This is a genomic window from Dokdonia sp. R86516 (genome assembly GCF_044596715.1).
Lineage (GTDB): Bacteria > Bacteroidota > Bacteroidia > Flavobacteriales > Flavobacteriaceae > Dokdonia.
In genome coordinates this window covers 2433248-2452489 of the sequence record NZ_CP138998.1, presented here as the reverse complement: position 1 = coordinate 2452489, position 19242 = coordinate 2433248, and the positions used below count along the sequence as shown (strand labels likewise).

At 37.0% G+C, this 19242-nt stretch carries 20 protein-coding genes; 9 read left to right on the top strand and 11 right to left on the bottom strand.

Going from position 1 to position 19242, the window contains the following annotated elements; translation table 11 throughout:
- Positions 1 to 58: 58 nt before the first annotated feature.
- The 5 genes from SJY23_RS11020 to SJY23_RS11000 all read right to left on the bottom strand — a co-directional run bounded on the left by SJY23_RS11020 (position 59) and on the right by SJY23_RS11000 (position 4400).
- Positions 59 to 313: a CDGSH iron-sulfur domain-containing protein gene (locus SJY23_RS11020; protein ID WP_035337429.1), complete on the bottom strand. Its 255-nt coding sequence runs from the start codon at positions 311 to 313 to the stop codon at positions 59 to 61.
- Positions 314 to 358: 45 nt separating this feature from the next.
- Positions 359 to 1150: a subclass B1 metallo-beta-lactamase gene (gene bla, locus SJY23_RS11015; protein ID WP_396596381.1), complete on the bottom strand. Its 792-nt coding sequence runs from the start codon at positions 1148 to 1150 to the stop codon at positions 359 to 361.
- A 7-nt stretch (positions 1151 to 1157) separates the two neighbouring features.
- Positions 1158 to 2516 (bottom strand): DEAD/DEAH box helicase, encoded by a 1359-nt coding sequence (locus SJY23_RS11010; protein ID WP_035337431.1) that lies wholly within the window; start codon positions 2514 to 2516, stop codon positions 1158 to 1160.
- 139 nt (positions 2517 to 2655) lie between these two features.
- Positions 2656 to 3498: an ABC transporter permease gene (locus SJY23_RS11005; RefSeq protein WP_396596380.1), complete on the bottom strand. Its 843-nt coding sequence runs from the start codon at positions 3496 to 3498 to the stop codon at positions 2656 to 2658.
- Between the two features lie 8 nt (positions 3499 to 3506).
- The gene (locus tag SJY23_RS11000; RefSeq protein ID WP_396596379.1) at positions 3507 to 4400 is read right to left on the bottom strand and encodes an ABC transporter ATP-binding protein; all 894 of its coding nucleotides are present in this window, start codon (positions 4398 to 4400) and stop codon (positions 3507 to 3509) included.
- A 96-nt stretch (positions 4401 to 4496) separates the two neighbouring features.
- On the opposite strand from SJY23_RS11000, the gene SJY23_RS10995 reads away from it, so the two are divergent.
- Positions 4497 to 5567: a hypothetical protein gene (locus tag SJY23_RS10995; protein ID WP_035337439.1), complete on the top strand. Its 1071-nt coding sequence runs from the start codon at positions 4497 to 4499 to the stop codon at positions 5565 to 5567.
- 71 nt (positions 5568 to 5638) lie between these two features.
- Here SJY23_RS10995 and SJY23_RS10990 read toward each other — a convergent pair whose 3' ends face one another.
- The 3 genes from SJY23_RS10990 to SJY23_RS10980 all read right to left on the bottom strand — a co-directional run bounded on the left by SJY23_RS10990 (position 5639) and on the right by SJY23_RS10980 (position 8382).
- On the bottom strand, positions 5639 to 6694 hold the full coding sequence (locus tag SJY23_RS10990; RefSeq protein ID WP_396596378.1) for a nucleoid-associated protein: 1056 nt from the start codon (positions 6692 to 6694) through the stop codon (positions 5639 to 5641).
- A 71-nt stretch (positions 6695 to 6765) separates the two neighbouring features.
- Positions 6766 to 7287 carry a hypothetical protein gene (locus SJY23_RS10985; RefSeq protein WP_339845043.1) on the bottom strand — a complete coding sequence of 174 codons (522 nt, stop codon included), beginning with the start codon at positions 7285 to 7287 and terminating at the stop codon, positions 6766 to 6768.
- A 42-nt stretch (positions 7288 to 7329) separates the two neighbouring features.
- Complete coding sequence (locus SJY23_RS10980) at positions 7330 to 8382, bottom strand: heme A synthase (RefSeq protein WP_396596377.1); 1053 nt, start codon at positions 8380 to 8382, stop codon at positions 7330 to 7332.
- Between the two features lie 300 nt (positions 8383 to 8682).
- On the opposite strand from SJY23_RS10980, the gene SJY23_RS10975 reads away from it, so the two are divergent.
- Entirely contained in the window at positions 8683 to 9867 is a 1185-nt protein-coding gene (locus SJY23_RS10975) for a hypothetical protein (protein WP_396596376.1), read from the top strand.
- Between the two features lie 300 nt (positions 9868 to 10167).
- Complete coding sequence (locus SJY23_RS10970) at positions 10168 to 11124, top strand: hypothetical protein (protein WP_396596375.1); 957 nt, start codon at positions 10168 to 10170, stop codon at positions 11122 to 11124.
- Positions 11125 to 11206: 82 nt separating this feature from the next.
- On the opposite strand, the gene SJY23_RS10965 is transcribed toward SJY23_RS10970, so the two are convergent.
- From SJY23_RS10965 to SJY23_RS10955, 3 genes are all read right to left on the bottom strand, one after another.
- Positions 11207 to 11521 (bottom strand): hypothetical protein, encoded by a 315-nt coding sequence (locus tag SJY23_RS10965; protein ID WP_396596374.1) that lies wholly within the window; start codon positions 11519 to 11521, stop codon positions 11207 to 11209.
- Positions 11522 to 11780: 259 nt separating this feature from the next.
- A complete protein-coding gene (gene lpdA / locus SJY23_RS10960; protein WP_396596373.1) occupies positions 11781 to 13178 on the bottom strand; it encodes a dihydrolipoyl dehydrogenase in 1398 nt (465 codons plus the stop codon).
- A 163-nt stretch (positions 13179 to 13341) separates the two neighbouring features.
- Positions 13342 to 14187, bottom strand: coding sequence for a DUF2911 domain-containing protein (locus tag SJY23_RS10955; RefSeq protein WP_396596372.1), 846 nt, complete (start codon positions 14185 to 14187; stop codon positions 13342 to 13344).
- A gap of 321 nt (positions 14188 to 14508) precedes the next feature.
- Here SJY23_RS10955 and SJY23_RS10950 point away from each other — a divergent pair, with 321 nt between their 5' ends.
- From SJY23_RS10950 to SJY23_RS10925, 6 genes are all read left to right on the top strand, one after another.
- A complete protein-coding gene (locus SJY23_RS10950; protein ID WP_035337456.1) occupies positions 14509 to 15018 on the top strand; it encodes an SRPBCC family protein in 510 nt (169 codons plus the stop codon).
- Between the two features lie 28 nt (positions 15019 to 15046).
- Positions 15047 to 15745, top strand: coding sequence for an SDR family NAD(P)-dependent oxidoreductase (locus SJY23_RS10945; RefSeq protein WP_035337459.1), 699 nt, complete (start codon positions 15047 to 15049; stop codon positions 15743 to 15745).
- A gap of 110 nt (positions 15746 to 15855) precedes the next feature.
- Positions 15856 to 17166 (top strand): cryptochrome/photolyase family protein, encoded by a 1311-nt coding sequence (locus SJY23_RS10940; protein ID WP_396596371.1) that lies wholly within the window; start codon positions 15856 to 15858, stop codon positions 17164 to 17166.
- A gap of 154 nt (positions 17167 to 17320) precedes the next feature.
- Entirely contained in the window at positions 17321 to 17728 is a 408-nt protein-coding gene (locus tag SJY23_RS10935) for a DoxX family protein (protein WP_396596370.1), read from the top strand.
- Positions 17721 to 18458 carry an SDR family oxidoreductase gene (locus tag SJY23_RS10930; RefSeq protein ID WP_396596369.1) on the top strand — a complete coding sequence of 246 codons (738 nt, stop codon included), beginning with the start codon at positions 17721 to 17723 and terminating at the stop codon, positions 18456 to 18458. Before SJY23_RS10935 ends, SJY23_RS10930 begins: the two co-directional genes overlap by 8 nt.
- A 205-nt stretch (positions 18459 to 18663) precedes the next feature.
- Complete coding sequence (locus tag SJY23_RS10925; RefSeq protein ID WP_396596368.1) at positions 18664 to 19050, top strand: hypothetical protein; 387 nt, start codon at positions 18664 to 18666, stop codon at positions 19048 to 19050.
- Positions 19051 to 19242 lie beyond the last annotated feature (192 nt).

The window sequence follows — 19242 nt, the reverse complement described above, 5'->3', positions numbered from 1 at the left end:
AAAAACCCTTAGCATATCTGTGAAATGCTAAGGGTTTTTTAGTGATAGCTAGTTAAGCTTATCCTATCTCACACGTCTTGTGACTACCATCACAGTATGGAGGATTCTTTGTCATCTTACAATTACATAAATAAGCAGTTCCTGTTTTTTGCGCTTCAAAACGTAAGCTAGGTGTACTTTCTGCCGCTTTATGCCCTCCATCGCAAAAAGGTTGCTTCTCAGAGTGTCCACACGTACACCATGAATATTTCTTTCCTTCTTCTAGTTCTACGGCTATTGGTGCAATACCCGCTACTTTTTTATTGTCTTCCATAATTTATTTGATAATCACTTATAAAGATGGTGTTGATTTATAGTGTTAATTTGTTACTGCTGCCATAGTTTCAGCAGTGGTCTTTTCTTCTAGATTATTTTTTTTAAACATGTTGATTGTATAATCTAGTAACCCCTTGTTCCCTCTACCTCCATGTCCTGGGATTACCAGTAGTACTTTTGGATATTGGTTTTGTAGTGCAGTTACCGTATTTGACCATTCATCAAGGTTTGCATCTTCTAGATTTCCTTTTGTTCCATCTAATGGCTTGATCATACAACCTCCTAATAAAATATCTGATGCTTGTATGTATGCAATGGAGTTATCATCACTATGAGCAGGACCAAGATATTCCAAAATGATAAAGTTTTTGGCTATCTGTATACTGTCTTTTTGTAAAAATGAATTGCTCACTGCAACGGAATCTTTAGCTAGTAATGCCGCTGTTTTGGCAGAAGCGTAGGTGGGGATTTTTGCTTTCGCGAAAGCGTTAATACCACCAGCCCCATCCATGTGTGAGTGACTTACTTGTACCCCTTTTATAGTTGCCTTTAAGTCTTCTTGCACAAATGAGATAAGCTGCTCAGAAAGAGTATCGTTTATAGGTGTGTCAAAAATAAATGCCTCACCTTCTTGAACGCGTATATAACCGTTACAAGGAATATAACCTCCATGTTGATCTTGTAGAAAAGAAACATGAATGTAATCTTGCTCAGATAATTTTATGATTTCCAGAGATCTTACGTATGGCTGTGGATCATACTTACTATTATCAAAACAGGAGTTTAATAGTAGTACGGCTAGACAGATCCCTAACATCTGTAGTAGTCGACGCATTGTTCTATTATTTACGTTTATTTCTTTTATTGTAGTTCTTGTCTCCCCTAGTCTTAGGTTTCTTGTATTTTTTTGCTATTTCTCTTCGATAAGAACCGCCTAGGTTAACCTTTGAATTCTTCTCACTTTTCTCGTGAAAAGCAGGTCCAGGAGCATCATCGTCATTTTTATTCCATCGATGCGGATTAAAAATCTCTTTTGCCTCTGGGCGCTCCTCAGGTGTAAGTTCTTTTGAGATTTGCACATCTTCAGGAAGGTCTTTTATAGCAACCTTTACTCCCATTAGTGCTTCTATCTCAGCTAGATACTCATCTTCTTCTGGAGTGCTTAACACAATAGAAACTCCTTCTTTTTGCGCACGCCCTGTACGACCTATCCTGTGCAGGTAATTTTCAGGAAAGCGAGGAGTATTGATATTAATTACGTGTGTAATATCATCTATGTCAAGACCACGCGCCATGACATCTGTAGCAACCATCATACGTACCTTACCTGCCGAGAAGGCCTTGATACTATTGATACGGTAATTTTGAGTTTTATTTGAGTGTATAAGATCTACCTGCCCCGGGAATGCTTCTTCTAGTTTTAAGTACAGCCTATCTGCCATGCGTTTATCTCGCACAAATAATAAGGCTTTAGGATACCTTTTTGAAAAAGCAAGCTCTTCTAGTAAGAAGTTAACCTTCGTATAGAAGTTAGGCATTTTATAACCTATCTGCGTGATATTTTCTAACGGAGTACCACTTTTTGCAACTTTAATGTACTGTGGTTTATTAAAGTAATCCTTTATTAAAGCATCTACATCTTCTGTCATTGTTGCACTAAACATGATATGCTGGCGACGCTTAGGTAAAATATCAAAAATATTCATGAGCTGTGGTCTAAAACCTAAGTCTAGCATCACATCTACCTCATCAATCACGACCTTCTGGATACTCTTGAGTTGCAGTACCCTGCTCACTGCAAGATCATATAACCTTCCTGGAGTAGCAATAACAATATCTTGCCCTTGAGCAATAAGTGCTTTTTGAGTATTAATATTTGCACCTCCATATACCCCAGCCACACGTACATCAATGTACTTTGTAAGCTTTTCTAGTTCACTTACCACTTGCAGCACTAATTCTCGTGTAGGGACAAGGATAAGCACACGCGGATTCTCTTGACGAGAATAAGGTAGTGTTCTAAGTATAGGAAGTAAGTACGCGTAGGTTTTACCCGTACCAGTTTGTGCAATCCCAACCACATCTCCACCAGACATTACTGGAGCGAGTGCATCCACTTGTATAGGAGTAGGTTGAGTGAATCCCATATCGTCTAGGGCATTCCACAAAAATTTATCGAGATTGAGGTCTTTAAAAGTCATAGCTATAAACGCGAAAATACCTCTTTTTTAAAGATTGACAGTACTTTAGCGCCTACATTATGTATAGCTTGTATATAAAAAAAGCACTCACGATGATGTGAGCGCTTTGATGTATGTACGCTTTCGCGAAAGCGAGATCTTATAAATCCCTCTTTTTAAGTAAAGCAAGACTCGCATAGATAAATATGAATATCCATACAGATACAATGGCAATCTCGTGGAAATATACTGTGTAATCCGAAAGCACGTCTGCCTGAATTTGATTTGCTGCAGATTGTACTACATTTAATCTAGTAATAGGCTCTTCTATCAAGTTGCTCATAGATTCTAGCGGTAAAAACTGTGTTACACTGCTGCGTAAGCCTTCCATGTCATACTTCTCTTGAAAGAACAAGCACACTAATTGTACTACACCTTCAAAGAAATACCACATAAGTAGAAAACCTAACGCAAAAGCCGAACGCTTTATGAGTATCCCTAAAAAGAGACAAAATGAAAAGAATGCAACTAGCTTGATGAAAAATGCTAGTAAGTACTCCATATCAGAAAAAACGATAGATGCCTCTGTAAAGTCTGAAAATGCAAAGCCTAAAATAAGACTCATCACTGCTACAAATACGGTAGATACTGCCGAAAATACGACAACTGTAAGAAACTTAGAGAGTATAAACTCCTTCTTGCTTAATCCATCTATTAAGTTTTGCTTGAGTGTTCTATTACTATATTCATTTGCCGTCATGGAGACAATCACCACAGCGAGAAAGAATTTAAGTATTGCCGCAACGTAGGTATTAAAATGCCATATGTAAGGGAAATTAAATATACCCTGATCTGCCAGACGAAACTCGGCTCCAAAAAGATTAAATTTTATAGAGGCAAGCAATGCTATTGCCGATAGTAAAATAAAGTAGCCTATGATGAGTACTCGAGACGTTTTACTGTGCTTGAGTTTATGATATTCTATGGTAAGTAGTCGTAACATCTGGTTGGTTAGTTTTTAGTTAATTCAAGGAATTGCTCTTCAAGGCTTTCTTTACGTTTCACTAGATGCGTAAGTACTATCCCTTGCTGATGTAGTTGGGTATTTAACGTTTTCGCGTCAAGCGGATTTGTTAAGAACCCCGTGAGAAGATCATCTTTTATACTTACTTCTCCAAAGTCTGAATGACTTTCCAAATACGTTTTCAATAGTGCAAGATTATCAGAACGTAGCTCAAAGAACCCATGACTTGCATTCATAGCATCTACACGACCAGCATAAAGTTTTACTCCTTTACGTAAGATTACAACATGCGTACATACTTTTTCGACCTCGTCTAGTAAGTGAGATGCTAAGAGAATGGTAGTTCCACCTGCTGCAATGTTTTTTATAATCTCTCTTATCTGGTGTATTCCTTGAGGATCTAAACCATTAGTAGGTTCGTCTAGAATTAAAATCTCAGGATCATTGAGTAATGCAGAAGCAATAGCTAGACGCTGTTTCATCCCAAGGGAATACGTACTGAACTTGCTGTGCATGCGATCTAGTAGACCTACAACAGTAAGCTTTTCTTGTATTTTATCTGGTGAGACATCTTTAATCTTACAAACTAAAGCAAGATTTTGTGCTGCGGTCATGTATGGGTAAAAATTAGGACGCTCTATAATTGCTCCTACTTTCTTTAAGGCATTGTGTGTAGTATCTGTCCCGTCAAACCAGTGAAAGGTTCCTGCTGTGGGGTTTACCACATTAAGCACCATTCCTAAGGTAGTAGATTTACCACTTCCGTTAGGTCCTAGAATTCCGTACACGTTTCCTTTTTCTATCGTAAACGAGAGATCATTTACCGCCTTCACATGGCCGTAATGCTTCGTGAGATTGTTAATCGTTAAAATAGTTTCCAATATCTTGGTTGTTTTTTGATTGCTAGTGTTTACAAGACGTCTGTCTCCAGTATTTGTTACAAGCCTTTAGTATCTTTACTAAAAAGCATACGCCCCATGGAGAAAAAGTTAATGTCAAAGAAGAAACCTTCCTTCCCTGTAAATGAGAAGCTCTTAGCTTATCTAGATAATTATGGAAGGACTACAAAGGTTTCTATTTCTTATGAAGATCTTTTACGCTTTTCTGGTGGTATTACGGTTTATGACAAGGAAGATAATGACACGCTATGGATACGCGTGTACTACCCCGAGTTTGAACAAAATGAAATTGAATACAATCTCAAAAGTATATATACCCAACTACACTCTGATGGTAATGAAAACATCTTCGACTACTTAAAGATAGCCGGCATAGACTACTGTACATTTGGAAACTCTAAGCCTTTTCGCATCAAAGTTTTAAATGTGTACAATAATAACTACGTATACTTTTATGTAAAACAAGCAGACGCGAGTAGAATTTATGGACTAGAACTAGAGCACATACTTTCTCCTAACAGAATAAATTTTTTAGTTTATAAAAATACGCTCATTGAAGAGCATATTGCTGGTATTCCTGGTGACGAATTTATCAATGAACACCTTAAAGATTGTGATGACTTAGGACTTGCCCAAATAGCCAAAGAATTTGTAAAGTTTAATGAGCGCTGTATGATTACGTTATTAGGCGATATGAGAGCTTATAATTATGTGATTATACCAACCCATGATTTTGACTTAGTTCGCTATAAAATACGAGCTATAGATTTTGACCAGCAGTGTTATGAAGGTAACTTTAAAGTGTACCAACCTGCAATTTTTAAAGAAAATATAAAACTTGTTAGGCTTGTTGCAAAACGCTTAGATAATAGATCTATAGAGCAATATCGCAATGAGGAGAGAGCACTACTAGCAAAGCGTATTATTAATGGTAAAAAACGTCTCACTAGATTGCTTAGGGTAATGGCAACAGATAATATCTCACCACGTGACCATGTAAAACAATTGCGAGCAGATATTTACGACTTTACAAATGATATGAAATTTAGACGTGCAGCAAATATGGGAGCTATACTGAGAGCGGCCCTAGAATTTGTAAAACGTAACTACGAAGACATCAGTTTAAAGAGACTTATAAAAGAAATCTAACCGCTAGTAACTAGCGCATAAAAAAAGCGTAGCACTTTGTGCTACGCTTTTCTAGTATTTAAAAGTTCTTACTACTTCTGTTCTTTATTAAAGTACACTAAGTAATAATACATTTGCTTTTCTTCATCCCATCCTTTTTCAACAAACTTCTCTGCACTTTCTCCATTTACAAAGTCTAGCTTAATTTGAATATTGGTATCGAGTGAGATAAGACTTTTTATCTTTTTGCGCTGGGCTGTTACGGCCTTGTTGCTTATAGAGAAATCGGTGAGATCTTCTATTTTATATTTTGGAGATTGCTCTGTTTTATAGTTTCTAAACTCAGGTATTAAATCTGGATTTTCAATCACCTCATTCATAAAAGCAGACTCGTCAAAGGTATCGTTCTTTGCAAAGTGATTTACCGCACGGTTCATAAAAAGAACTTCTTCCTTCTTGTCCTCTGCAGGTAATACAACGTCTTTTGCAAAGTCTTGACAGAACTTCAAGTACTTTTTAGTGTAGAAAGTCTCATCTTCAAAAATCTCAACTCCTAAGAAATTCTCTAGCCAGTACTTCGTATCATAGCGGTTAGAATCTACAGAGAGTACTTTATACCCCTCCTCTTCTTTATGATTAAAAATCAAACACCCTTTATCTAGTTTATTAAGATTAATCCCTTGTTCAAGAATCATCTCTAGGTTTGTCCCGCTTTCGCGAAACTGTAAGAAATCCTGTTTAAGTTCGCTCTTAAAGATTCCTATCGCATCTGTTTTAATATTATCAATCTGCACACCATCTAAGTGTACAATGTATAACTCTCCTGGTTTGATATGCGGGTGATCACTTTGTGCATAAAGATGCTTTGCGATATCTTCAGAAAGTAAGTGTGTACCACTTGGGTTATCAAAGATTTTCTTGGCTAGACTAAAGAGCGTGTTAAACTCTATGTCTTGCTCATGGAAGAATTTATAATAATTCTCCTCTTTCTCACGAAAAGGCTTAAAGAAAAACTCCTTAATAAGTGGTGTAAGTTCGTCACTTAATGGATATGGATCTTGAGATACAAAAAGCCCTTCTGCTTTACCTTTATTTCCAATACGATGAATGGAAAGTGATTCTATCTGGGCGCTGTATAAGTTTATCATTTGTAGGTATTGGTTGTTAATTATGAGCTTGCAATAACAGGCTCAAGGTACCACGTAAAATTTAAAGCAAACTAGTTCCAGTTTTCATCAAAACTAAGATCGTCAAAATCGTCGATGTTATAGTCGTCATTAAACTCATCATCATCGTCGTCCTCTGCTCCTAGCTCCTGATCTTCCATTTCAAACTCTGGCGCTTGATCTGGCACTTGGCCTTGTACATACATCAAGTTAGGATATGTCATGCCATCTTCTGGCTCTGTAATTTCAGCCAGTTCTACTAGAAAACGCCACATATTTAAAAAGTCATACACATAGATAAGACGCGTCTGATGTTCTCCTAAAAGACCATCTAGCGAAGTCTCATTCATAATACGTAGCTGGCTCTCACCTTCTCCCATATCAAATTGTGCAAACTCCTCTCCTTGCATCCAGGTTTCATCACTTAAGTAAAAAGCGGCAACCTCTGCTCCATCAAACCCAAAAGACTGATTTATAGCATTATGTAAATCTTCTAAAGTATCTGTTGCTTCAATTTCAAGATCGCGAAAAACGTCTTCTTCTGTGTCTAGAATTGCTCTAAAACGGTAAATCATTGTAAAAATTTTAAGATGGTAAAGATAATTGGTTTTAAACAACTACGCAGGAGAGAGGGCTTCCCTTTTTGGGAAACTTTCTAACAATACGTAGAATTGTGCGCCAAACAATAATGACGACACTACAAGGTGTAAAGGTTGCGTACCAAATGGAAAATCTATGTAGTACATAGCAATCCCAGTTACTACCTCCAGCCCTATAAAAATAAGCACCCAGTTAAGTAACATAGTATGACCTAAAAATAAGCTTCTGTTGCGCCAGAATATGTAAAGATTCAATAGCGTCACAAGTATAGAAAAAGATCTGTGCACATAAAACCATATAGTTGCAGGATTCAGCCATAAGCTTTTAGCCTCATAGCCTACTTCGGCCACACGCTCGTCTACATATTGACGCACTTGCGTTCCCAGAGCTATCTGCACAAGTGTGAGTAAACTTGCTATGACTATTAAGTTTTTAAAGCGTGGGTCATAAATACGCTTTCGCAAAAGCGTATCCTGTACACCTTCCTTTATCTGAGATTTCCACCATAAGAATAACAATAAGGCTACAATAAATAACGCCGCTATCATGTGAATGGTAATCTTAACAGGAAGTAAATTTGAATCTACCACTTGCTTACCAAGCCACGCTTGAAAAAGCATGAGAGGTAACACCATGAACGTGGCAAAAATGAGCCATTTATTACCTTTCCAATACCAGAAAGCCAAGATAACCATGAGTAACATAGGGATTCCTGCAAGTGCAGTTACAAGCCTGTTTATATACTCTATCCACGTATGCCACACATTAAAACTAGCATAATCATGCTTCTCATACGTCTCCCAGTTTGCTTCGTTATACGAATCTCCAGAAGTAAAATCTGTAGGAGCAATACGCAATGATTCCTCTAGTATGATTACTTGTCCATCTTCATACAGATGGTTAGGCTCCCATCGCAGCTCACTCTCCTCTGTAGGTGGTACCAGATACCCAAAACACTGCGGCCAGTCTGGACATCCCATACCACTTCCCGTCATACGTACCACTGCTCCAGCAATGATAATTAAGTATAAAAATATAATGGATATTTTAAGAAGGCGTCTGTACCACATAAGTGTTCATTTTTAAGAGGTGCAAAAATACAAAATGACCTTATTTTAAATCTCGTTTGGTGTTCAAAATACTTGAAAATTGGGACTGCTTTTAAAATGCATTTTCTAGTCTTAATTACACTTTAACTAAAAGCTTTTGTCTCTACCAGAACTGTCTATTCAGTTCTTTTAACCCCTATACAACAGCCATCTAGGTAGTTAATCGTGAGTAATTATGATTATATCGAAAAATCTCACTTTTGAATTACTGACTTACAGTCAATTACTATTTTTACGACTGGTTAACCCAAATCTATTGCTATGAAATTCATTACAACAGTCCTCTTTGTTGCATCATTACTTTGTTCGATACAGTCCTTTGGCCAAGTAGGAATAAATACTACGTCACCTGCTAGTACTCTTGACATTACAGCTAGTAACGAAGCCCTGCCTAGTAATACAGATGGAATCTTAATTCCGAGAGTTCAAGCTTTTCCTGTTGTTGACCCTACAGCAGATCAAGATGGTATTTTAGTCTTTTTAAATACTACAGACGGTTCAGATAATCGTGGCTTTTATTACTGGGATCACTCGCAAACGAGATGGGTAGGTTTTGCAGATGAGTGGAGAGATGGTATAAACGCATCTGGAGATGATTTAATCTTTGCATCTCAAGCCAGTACTACAGGCACACAAATCGTGATTACAGATGATGGTCGCATAGGTTTTGGAACAGAAGATCCTATAGAGCGTTTTGAGTTTAGAGGCCCTGGAGATAATGATTTTCAAATTACAAGTGCAAATACTAACCCACCTAATGTAATTGTTTACAATACAGGAGGAACACTAGATAGTCCAACAGCACTTGCTAGTAATGGTGAAGTTGGTTCATTTATAGCAAAAACTCACGATGGTAATGATATACAAGAAATAGGTGGTTTTAGATTTTATATGGACGGCATGGCCTCTCCAGGAAATACGCCATCTCGCTTTGTAATTAATACTACACCTCAAGGTACTACTACTCAACGGGAACGCATAATTGTAAGAAGCACGGGTAATACTGGACTTTCCGAAGCAAACCCTACTGCCACTTTACACATAAGACCTGGAACAACAGCAGCACAATCTGCACCTATAAAGCTAAGTCAAGGAACCATCATGACTACACCAGAAGCTGGAGCTCTTGAGTATAATGGAACTAATCTCTATTTTACTGATAATACAGATACTCGTGATGAAGTTGTATTAGGAAGTCGCAGTTCTTCCATAACGATATCTACCACTGTAGCCCTACGAAGCACTTTTGATTCGGCAAATATTACGGTTGCAGGTGCCAGAGTAGGAATGGCTTGCAATTGTGCACCTCAAACACTACCTCCTGCAGGGTTAATGTGGAGTTGCGTTATCACTGCAGCAAATACTGCAAAAGTACGACTAGCAAATATTACTAATGCTAACATTACTACAGGTAGTTTAGTTTTTACAGTAAAGGCTATTAAATAATACGATATAAACTCAAGCTACTATTACCGTTTGATGACGATTTAAAAAGAGCTAAACACAATGTGTTTAGCTCTTTTTTTTGGTTGATGTTTTATGAGGTGTATGAAAGTTGGAGCCATTCACCCTTAGTGCATAAGATGTTGATAACGTTGAAAGTAAAAACACATTCGATGGGGTCTAGTGTGTATATTTAGAAATCAAATAAAAGACAGAATCAGTAGCTATTGTAATAAATATCTGCTCACTTTATTGATTGGCTTTTAAATAAAAATATAATATTAAAATTAGACTAAACAACGTATGGCAAAGGAAATACTAAGGTTTCACTTTTATTCAGTAAGATTCAAACCATATTCCCACTTAGAAAATGAATATAATAGCTCTAATATTTTAAAAGAAACTGTAACCTTTTTGACAAACGAATTGCATAATGGTCAAGGATATTTAATTGACAAACATAGAAATAGAAAAAACGAAAGTCCAAGAGAACTTTTTATGACCAGTGCTGTATTTATTCCAAAAGATAGAAGAATACGATGTTCCTTAGCACTTTTACGTTCTGGTCGAATACCAAAAATAAAGCCCGCTGATAAATTTGAATTGGTTCCAATTAAGACTTTAGGTTCAATAGCAGAAGAAACACATTTCTTTATAGACTATAGTAGAGATTATTCTATAGTCTGCATTGAGTATAATCATTATGGCCCAAGGATGTCTGATATTGAATATTATTTGAGGAACGTTGCGAAGGATAAACTTAAACTATCAAAAGCCCTTGAAACAAATTTATATCTAAGCAATACAATTGACAAAACTCTAAAGAGCCTGAGAAATGTACTAAATATGCAAATTAAAATACAACCAAGTAAAATTGCTCAAATGGATAATGACATTAAAGGGCAATACTTTACGGGTATTAATACGATTGGAAATAGATTAAAACCGAATTATATAAAAATCGAAACCTTTTTTCAGACACCAGGTAGCAATGTTATAAGTGAAGAATTAAATAGAGAAGCTAACTCAATGGTCACTACACTAATTCAAAAGTTTAAAAAATGTCCATTCCATATTGATTGCTTTGATGACTTTACGGTGAAATATGAAAACAAAGATGGTGAAGAAGATTTCTTTAATCTTCTTAAAGGTAAAAAAGAACTAGAGTATGAAGTGGAAATGAAAAGTATAAAGAAAAAACGTCACCTATATGAGTTAGTTGAAGAGGATTTTAATGAATTTATGATTAGTTTTAATTAATGATACTAGATTACTATTTTAAAAGACCTGTGTTTTATGATTATCTTATTTCGATTTCAATAAGTTTCATTGTATTATTAATTCAGTTGAAATTTTGCCTTCCACTTGCGCAATCAGAACGCTCTGTTTCAATTTCATCGGACTTGGCTAATGTGAGTTTTACTGCAGGTGGTTTTATTCTTACATTATTGACTCTACTTATAACCTTTAAAAGTAGTTCCAAAGTATCGAAAGAAAGTACTTCAGCTGATGACAGTATTTTCAATTTATTCTTTGCATCTGACTTATATTTTGAAACGACAAGAATTTTGAGAAATAGCATCAAATCATTGATTCTTATAGCATTCATTGGATATTCTTTTAAACTTGTATTACCCAAGGAACTAATTAAAAACATTTTTTACTATGATATTTTTGCATTATGTATTATCGTATTAACTCTAAATAGATGCTTACTGATACTAAATAAAATCTTAGAAATGCAAGGAAAATAATTCGACATAATTATATTACAAATTATTCCACAACTTAATACTGTAAAATACTGAAACAAACACTTCTATAGCACTCCTTTACGAGAGTAATAACCCACAAACCAAAAAAAAAACCTGCTATCACTAGCAGGTTTTTTAGTACTCTATAATATGTTACTGTGATTACACGTGTAACGCTCTGTCTTCCGTAGCAGCTAGTGCTGCTTCTTTTACAGCTTCTGCATATGTAGGGTGTGCGTGGCTCATGCGTGCAATATCTTCTGCACTTGCACGGAATTCCATTGCGGTTACACCTTCAGCAATAAGATCTGCTACACGAGCTCCTACCATGTGTACTCCTAGTACCTCATCTGTAGTTTTATCTGCAAGGATTTTTACAAATCCATCGGTATCTCCACTTGCGCGGCTACGTCCTAGTGCACGCATAGGGAACTGTCCAGACTTGTATGCTACACCAGCTTCTTTAAGTTGCTCCTCAGTTTTACCTACTGAGGCAACTTCTGGCCATGTGTACACAACACCTGGAATTAAGTTATAATCAATGTGAGGTTTTTGACCTGCCATAATTTCGGCAACGAGTGTTCCTTCTTCTTCGGCTTTGTGAGCGAGCATCGCTCCTTTTATCACGTCTCCTATTGCATAAATGTTTGACACATTAGTTTGCAAGTGCTCGTTTACCTCAACTTTTCCTCTCTCATCTGTTTTAATACCTACGGCATCAAGATTAAGACCATCTGTATAAGCACGACGTCCTACGGCTACAAGCACGTAATCTGCCTTAAACTCAACTTCTTTACCTTTCTTATCTGTAGCTTTTACAGTAACCTCATCTCCGTTTCTCTCTACAGCAGTAACACCGTGAGAAAGTGCAAATTTCATTTTTTGCTTCTTGAAGACTTTAAGTAGTTCTTTACTTTGCGCACTATCCATAGTAGGGATTATGCGATCCATATACTCTACTACGGTTACTTCTGCACCTAGACGCTTATATACTTGTCCAAGCTCAAGACCTATCACTCCTCCACCTATCACAACAAGGTGCTTAGGTACTTCTGGAAGTTTTAACGCCTCTGTAGAAGTAATGATACGTTCCTTATCTAGTGTGATAAAAGGTAATGTACTAGGCTTAGAACCTGTGGCAATAATGGTATTTTTTGCCTCAATAGTTTCGTTCTTTTCTCCTGTGATATTGATATGCGTAGCATCTTTAAAAGAACCTACCCCTTGATAAACGTCTATGCTATTTTTACCCATCAAGAACTCGATACCCTTTGTAGTAGTATCTACAACACCTTGCTTGCGCGAGATCATTTTCTCTAGGTTAAATTTTACATCACCTACCTCGATACCGTGCTCTTCAAAGTGCTTGATGGCATCTTCATAGTGGTGTGATGAGTCTAGAAGCGCCTTAGAAGGGATACACCCTACGTTAAGACATGTTCCTCCTAGTGTACTATATTTTTCTATAATTGCAGTTTTCATTCCTAGTTGTGCACAGCGTATTGCTGCAACATACCCACCAGGACCAGAGCCTATAACGGCTACATCGTATGAACTCATAATTTGTTTTTAAAAGTTACACAAAGATACAAAGAGCTGCGAAGTTAGATAGATAATGGGTCGCTCTTTTTACTCGTAAAATATGTTGCTTTTGAACTATTATACATAAAAAAAGCCCTCTAGTGAGGGCTTTCCTATTTTCGCGAAAGCGAAAAAGAATAATTTACATAGCTCCCCATTCTTTTAGAGAGTCCATATTCATCTTGATATAATCTTGATTCTTTGCTTTCTTAGCTCCTTCTAGAGATGCTTTTGCTGCCTTGATAGCACCTTTTTTATTACCCACTTTTGCAAGTAATAAAGACTGCTGGCGTAGTTGCCAGAACTTAGGGTCTTTGTTCATAGCCATTGCTTTCTCCATATAAGTGTTGGCTTTTTCTAGAGATTGCCCAGTGCTTGAAAGGTAAACTGCTGCTGCATAGTAATCGCCCATTCCCGGTCCAGCCATGATTTTATCAATCTGAGCCATTACAGTCTCGTTTGCTGGTACATTAAAAGGTACTGCAACATACGTTTTATCCCACTGCATTGTTAAGTGTGCACCATCATTATTAATGTGGTTGATGCCCATAGTAAATGACTCTGCAGCCATATTAGTAGTCTGCACTTTTGCAGTTACACTCGCTGCTACTTTACTTTCATCCCAAGTTGCTGGAGTTCCCCAGTTGCTTGTATCTGTATAAAAATATACTTCCCATGCATCTTGCATAGGCTTTGTGTATACAGCATAAGAACCTGCTTTAAGCTCTTTCCCTCCTACTGTTACTGGAGTAGAAAAACTTACCGTAGAATTTGCATTTGCTCCCGTACGCCACATTGCACCGTAAGGAACTAGATCTCCCATAATAGTACGTCCTCTCATAGCTGGACGTGAGTATTCTAGTGTAACATCTGTAAGGCCTACAACTTGCATCACTTTGGCCGCAGGGCTAGGTGCTGGTGTGTCAATTTGTGCAGTAACTCCAGCAGTCATAAGACCTAAGAAAGCTACAAAAAGTAATTTTTTCATCATTGTTGTTTTATTAGTTAAGGTGCTTCTTACGCTTTCGCGAAAAAGTCTCTCACAAAAATAAGGCGTTCTCAAAGGCTAAGTGTTAACAAAATCTTAATATCAACGCATTCTCTTAAAAAGGATTACTACTGTTTATTCATATAATTTGTTTGAAATTTTGCACTCACTATTGACGCAGCCGCCTACTTAAGGTACCTCTGAAGTCCTCAACTTATAAGTCTGGAAACCGAAAGCTATTTTAATTTAATTTTTGTTTAACCTTTATGCGCTTGTAATTAAACATTTTGATTGTATTTTTAAACTCTCAATAAATAGTCTATGAAAATCTACCAAATACATACCAAGCAAAATGTTCCTATCTCTGTGGAGGAGGCTTGGAATTTCTTATCAAATGCCCGTAATCTAGGCACCATCACGCCATCATATATGAACTTTAATATCTTATCTGGTGCAGATAGACCTGTATATGCAGGACAGCTCATACAATATACGGTAACTCCTATTTCTAATATTAAGATGAAGTGGGTGACAGAGATTATAAGTGTGAAGGAAGGAGAGTACTTTGTAGATGAGCAAAAATATGGTCCATATGCATTATGGCATCATAAGCACTTTATCAAAGCAATACCGGGAGGTGTAGAGATGGAAGACATTGTAGACTATGCGGTACCTGCAGGATTTTTGGGTAGACTAGCACATCCCTATCTCGTGCAACCTAAGCTTGATGAGATTTTTGAATATAGAAAGAAAGCATTAGAAGAAAAATTTGGAGTGTACAAAGCTCCTACAGATACTACCACAACTTTAAAACAAGATATAATCGCATAACTGCATTACCGCAATAACAAACAATATTATGGGAAAGAATATACTATTAATAGGAGGAAGTCACGGGATTGGTTTTGAAATAGCCAGCAAACTGCATCACGATCACACTGTATACGTTGCATCGCGTACCAATGAAAATCTAGGAAATCTTGATGTAAATTACATCGAGTACGACACAGAAAAGGATGAACTAGATTTGAGTCAGCTGCCGGATCATATCGATGGTTTTGTATTCTGCCCTGGGACCATCAACCTCAAGCCTTTTAAAATGCTGAGTGTAGACACTTTTAGGGATGACATGGAGCTTAACTTTTTGAGTATGATTAAAGTAGTGCATCAGGTTATGGAACATTTAAAGAAATCTGAGCAAGCGAGTTTAGTATTCTTTAGTACCGTAGCAGTAAAGGTAGGTATGCCTTTCCACACGAGTGTAGCGGCAGCAAAAGGCGCTATCGAAGGTTTTGCAAAAGCACTAGCAGCCGAGTATGCTCCAAAGCTTAGAGTAAACGTGATTGCTCCATCGCTTACAGATACTCCACTTGCCAAAAGGTTACTGAGCAATGACAAGAAAAAAGAAATGATGGACGCTCGTCACCCACTTAAACGCGTAGGAACTAGCCAAGACATTGCAAACATCGCGGCCTTTTTATTAGGTGATGAGAGCTCTTGGATAACCGGACAAGTAATCGGTGTAGATGGAGGAATGAGCACGCTTAACGTAAATTAAACCCCTACAATTATTAATTATGGGTGGTACGCTTTCGCGAAAGCGTAAAACTCATTTTCACAAGGCTCAGAGATGCGATTAGTATCTTTGAGCTTTCTTATGCAACAATTATGAGCAGTAATAAAGTAAATATTTTTTGGTTTCGTCGTGATTTACGATTAGATGATAACGTAGGATTTCTTGAAGCACTAAAAGGTGATCTACCCGTGCTTCCTATCTTCATTTTTGATAAAGAAATTCTCGATAAATTACCAAAAGATGATGCTCGTGTGACGTTCATTTTTGAAACGCTGCAAAAAATGCGTAACACCTTGCAGGATGAGCATGGTAGCTCGCTAGCCATGTATTATGACACACCAGAAAAGATTTTCAAGCAGCTTAGTAAAGATTATGAGATAGCTACGGTTTTTACAAATCGTGATTATGAGCCATATGCAAAGGAGAGAGATGAGGCGATTACATCATTGCTAGAAGAAAATGATATTGAATTTAAGACCTTCAAAGATCAAGTGATTTTTGAAAAAGACGAGGTGGTTAAAGGCGATGGTGATCCATACGTAGTCTACACACCATTTAAGAATAAGTGGAAAGAACGCTTTGATGCAGATAAAGATCTTACCATACACTATACTTCCCAGCATCTCGACAATCTTATAGAACACAGTCGCCTGCCCAATCTGAGTTTATCAGACATGGGGTTTGAAAAATCATCTATTGAAGTTCCCGAGTATGACGTCACTCCTACTCTTATCCAGAATTATGAAGATACACGCAACTTCCCTGCGCAAGATGGCACCTCACATTTAGGTCCGCATTTGCGTTTTGGGACGGTGAGTGTGCGTAAAATGATGAAAAAAGCCATCGCTGAAACCAATGAGATTTTCTGGAGCGAACTCATATGGAGGGAGTTTTTTATGCAAATTCTGTATCACTTTCCACATACAAAGGATAAAGCCTTCAGATCAAAATACGACCGTATAGACTGGCGTAATAACGAAGATGAATTTGAAAAGTGGAAAAATGGTGAAACTGGTTACTTACTAGTAGATGCTGGTATGCGCGAACTCAATGCTACGGGGTATATGCACAACAGAGTGCGCATGCTGGTGGCGAGCTTTTTATGCAAACACTTACTTATAGACTGGCGATGGGGAGAAACCTATTTTGCCGAAAAATTACTGGATTACGACATGAGTTCAAACGTAGGAAACTGGCAGTGGGCAGCAGGTTCTGGAGTGGATGCAGCACCTTACTTCCGCATATTTAATCCTATGACGCAGGTGGATAAATTTGACAAGCAAAAAGAATACATCTCAAAGTGGATTCCAGAGCATGATACGGATAAGTATCCTGAGAAAATGGTAGATCACAAAGAAGCTAGAGAGCGTTGTTTGAAGACGTATAAGGAAGCGGTGGCTTAGTACGCTTTCGCGAAAGCGCAACTACACAGGTAGTAAAATTCAAAAACCTTACAAAATAAAGTAGGTTTAACAACGCTGCCAAAATTTTCACAAAGAACACATAATTACTTTTGACGCGTCTCGTACTTACTAGAGATTTGTTTTAAAAATAATTATGAAAACAACAACTATAGCAAAAATACTAACCATAATAACCATTGTGGCAATAGGATATTTTGCATTACCAAAACTGATAGGTCTTGAGCAAAGCGTTAAAGGTTTTTCTAATTTTAATGAGGTAATAGGAATCCCAAACAACATCGCGCGATACGTGACGGGAATTGTAGAGTTAATAACGGCTATACTACTTATTCTCTCGCTTACGCTTACAAGAAAAAGAGAGGTTACTCATATTTTAGGATATTTACTACTAACGGGAACAATGCTAGGTGGACTACTCACAGAATATTTAATACGTCCCGAGCCTAAAATGATGCTCGTATATATTGCCATAGCTTTGCTTATAATTGCTGTGTACCAACTTCTTAATACCTATACACTTAAAACCGAAAACCATGACTAACTCACTTAATAAAGTAATACTCATCACAGGATCGTCAAAAGGTATAGGCAGCGCGACAGCAAAACTACTTGCTGCAAATGGCGCAAAAGTGGTCATTAATTATGCATCAAGCGACAAAGAGGCTTCTGAAACATTAAAAACTATCAAAGAGAACGGCGGTGATGCGATTGCTATAAAAGCAGATGTAAGTAATCCAGAACATGTACAGGTGTTATTTGATAAAACCATTGCTCATTACGGCAAAGTAGATGTGCTTATCAACTGTGCAGGTATCATGAAAAACAAGCCTTTTCAACTTATTGAGCAAGATGATTTTACATCACAATTTGATGTAAATGTGAGAGGTGTATTTAACACCATGCAACGCGCATACCACGACCTTTCTGACAACGGAACTATCCTTAATTTTTCATCTAGTACTACAAAAATGATGTTGCCCAGCTACGCTATTTACTCGGCTACCAAAGCAGCTGTTGAGCAAATGACGCGGGTGGTAAGTCAAGAAATAGGACGTGGTATTTCTGTAAACTGTATTGCTCCTGGCCCTACAGAAACCGATTTATTTGTAGAAGGCAAATCTGCCGAATTTATTGAGCAACTTAAAAGTAAATCCCCATTTAACAAACTTGCACAACCAGAAGATATCGCAAAAGCGGTTCTCTTTATGGTAAGCGATGACTCAAAATGGGTCTCTAGCCAAGTGCTATACGCAAATGGCGGTATCGTATAGCTTTTCTTTTTACACTTTCGCGAAAATGTGCTTATTGCAAACACCTTTTTGAACGCTACGCTCTGTATGCAAATTCATTGTATATTTAGGTCGAATAAATGGGACTAGGCATTAAAGTGAATCAGGAATTCCTTTAGCTATTAGGAAGTGTATTTCTTTTATACCATGGGTTATTGTACATAAATTTGAGAAAAATATCAAAAATATGAAGGTACACGTTTTTTTAGGAGACTTTAAAACTAGAAAAGACGCGACATCTTATACTGAATCATATTGGGAACCTGAACCTGATGAATCTGTATCTGATAGAGATTACGAAATTTGGGAAAGTAGTAATCCAAAATGGAAAATGAAATCTGATTTAAACTGTTATTTGGATGGAGATTTTATTGAAACAATTACTGAGGGTAACAAAGTTGAATATCTATGTGGAATGATACAAAACCCAGAAAGCATAAAACATTTAAAAACAGAACTAAACAAGAAAGTACTTGTTTTAATATTTGAAAAGGGAATAAATAGTCAAAAATCTAAATTAAAATCAACTGAGGTTTTGGAATATATAGGAGTTTTTGAAAGTACTTTGAAATAAAACATCCGTTAGACTAAATATCCACACTCCAAACCTGCTAGAGCTTAGCTAATTTCAAACTTTAAATAATATAGGTTTACCCTTATAACAATTAATGGCTTCCTTAAAAAGATTACACATAACTCCAAATAATACTAGTATGTTGCTGTAACCTTCCTTCATTATTCTTTCGCGAAAGCGTACTTTTCATAT

What these genes read in the sequence shown, in the direction of transcription:
- SJY23_RS11020 (WP_035337429.1), bottom strand. Translation starts at nt 313, where the DNA reads ATGGAAGACAATAAAAAAGTAGCGGGTATTGCACCAATAGCCGTAGAA.
- bla (WP_396596381.1), bottom strand. Translation starts at nt 1,150, where the DNA reads ATGCGTCGACTACTACAGATGTTAGGGATCTGTCTAGCCGTACTACTA.
- SJY23_RS11010 (WP_035337431.1), bottom strand. Translation starts at nt 2,516, where the DNA reads ATGACTTTTAAAGACCTCAATCTCGATAAATTTTTGTGGAATGCCCTA.
- SJY23_RS11005 (WP_396596380.1), bottom strand. Translation starts at nt 3,498, where the DNA reads ATGTTACGACTACTTACCATAGAATATCATAAACTCAAGCACAGTAAA.
- SJY23_RS10995 (WP_035337439.1), top strand. Translation starts at nt 4,497, where the DNA reads ATGGAGAAAAAGTTAATGTCAAAGAAGAAACCTTCCTTCCCTGTAAAT.
- SJY23_RS10990 (WP_396596378.1), bottom strand. Translation starts at nt 6,694, where the DNA reads ATGATAAACTTATACAGCGCCCAGATAGAATCACTTTCCATTCATCGT.
- SJY23_RS10985 (WP_339845043.1), bottom strand. Translation starts at nt 7,287, where the DNA reads ATGATTTACCGTTTTAGAGCAATTCTAGACACAGAAGAAGACGTTTTT.
- SJY23_RS10980 (WP_396596377.1), bottom strand. Translation starts at nt 8,382, where the DNA reads ATGTGGTACAGACGCCTTCTTAAAATATCCATTATATTTTTATACTTA.
- SJY23_RS10975 (WP_396596376.1), top strand. Translation starts at nt 8,683, where the DNA reads ATGAAATTCATTACAACAGTCCTCTTTGTTGCATCATTACTTTGTTCG.
- SJY23_RS10970 (WP_396596375.1), top strand. Translation starts at nt 10,168, where the DNA reads ATGGCAAAGGAAATACTAAGGTTTCACTTTTATTCAGTAAGATTCAAA.
- SJY23_RS10965 (WP_396596374.1), bottom strand. Translation starts at nt 11,521, where the DNA reads ATGTTTTTAATTAGTTCCTTGGGTAATACAAGTTTAAAAGAATATCCA.
- lpdA (WP_396596373.1), bottom strand. Translation starts at nt 13,178, where the DNA reads ATGAGTTCATACGATGTAGCCGTTATAGGCTCTGGTCCTGGTGGGTAT.
- SJY23_RS10955 (WP_396596372.1), bottom strand. Translation starts at nt 14,187, where the DNA reads ATGAAAAAATTACTTTTTGTAGCTTTCTTAGGTCTTATGACTGCTGGA.
- SJY23_RS10950 (WP_035337456.1), top strand. Translation starts at nt 14,509, where the DNA reads ATGAAAATCTACCAAATACATACCAAGCAAAATGTTCCTATCTCTGTG.
- SJY23_RS10945 (WP_035337459.1), top strand. Translation starts at nt 15,047, where the DNA reads ATGGGAAAGAATATACTATTAATAGGAGGAAGTCACGGGATTGGTTTT.
- SJY23_RS10940 (WP_396596371.1), top strand. Translation starts at nt 15,856, where the DNA reads ATGAGCAGTAATAAAGTAAATATTTTTTGGTTTCGTCGTGATTTACGA.
- SJY23_RS10935 (WP_396596370.1), top strand. Translation starts at nt 17,321, where the DNA reads ATGAAAACAACAACTATAGCAAAAATACTAACCATAATAACCATTGTG.
- SJY23_RS10930 (WP_396596369.1), top strand. Translation starts at nt 17,721, where the DNA reads ATGACTAACTCACTTAATAAAGTAATACTCATCACAGGATCGTCAAAA.
- SJY23_RS10925 (WP_396596368.1), top strand. Translation starts at nt 18,664, where the DNA reads ATGAAGGTACACGTTTTTTTAGGAGACTTTAAAACTAGAAAAGACGCG.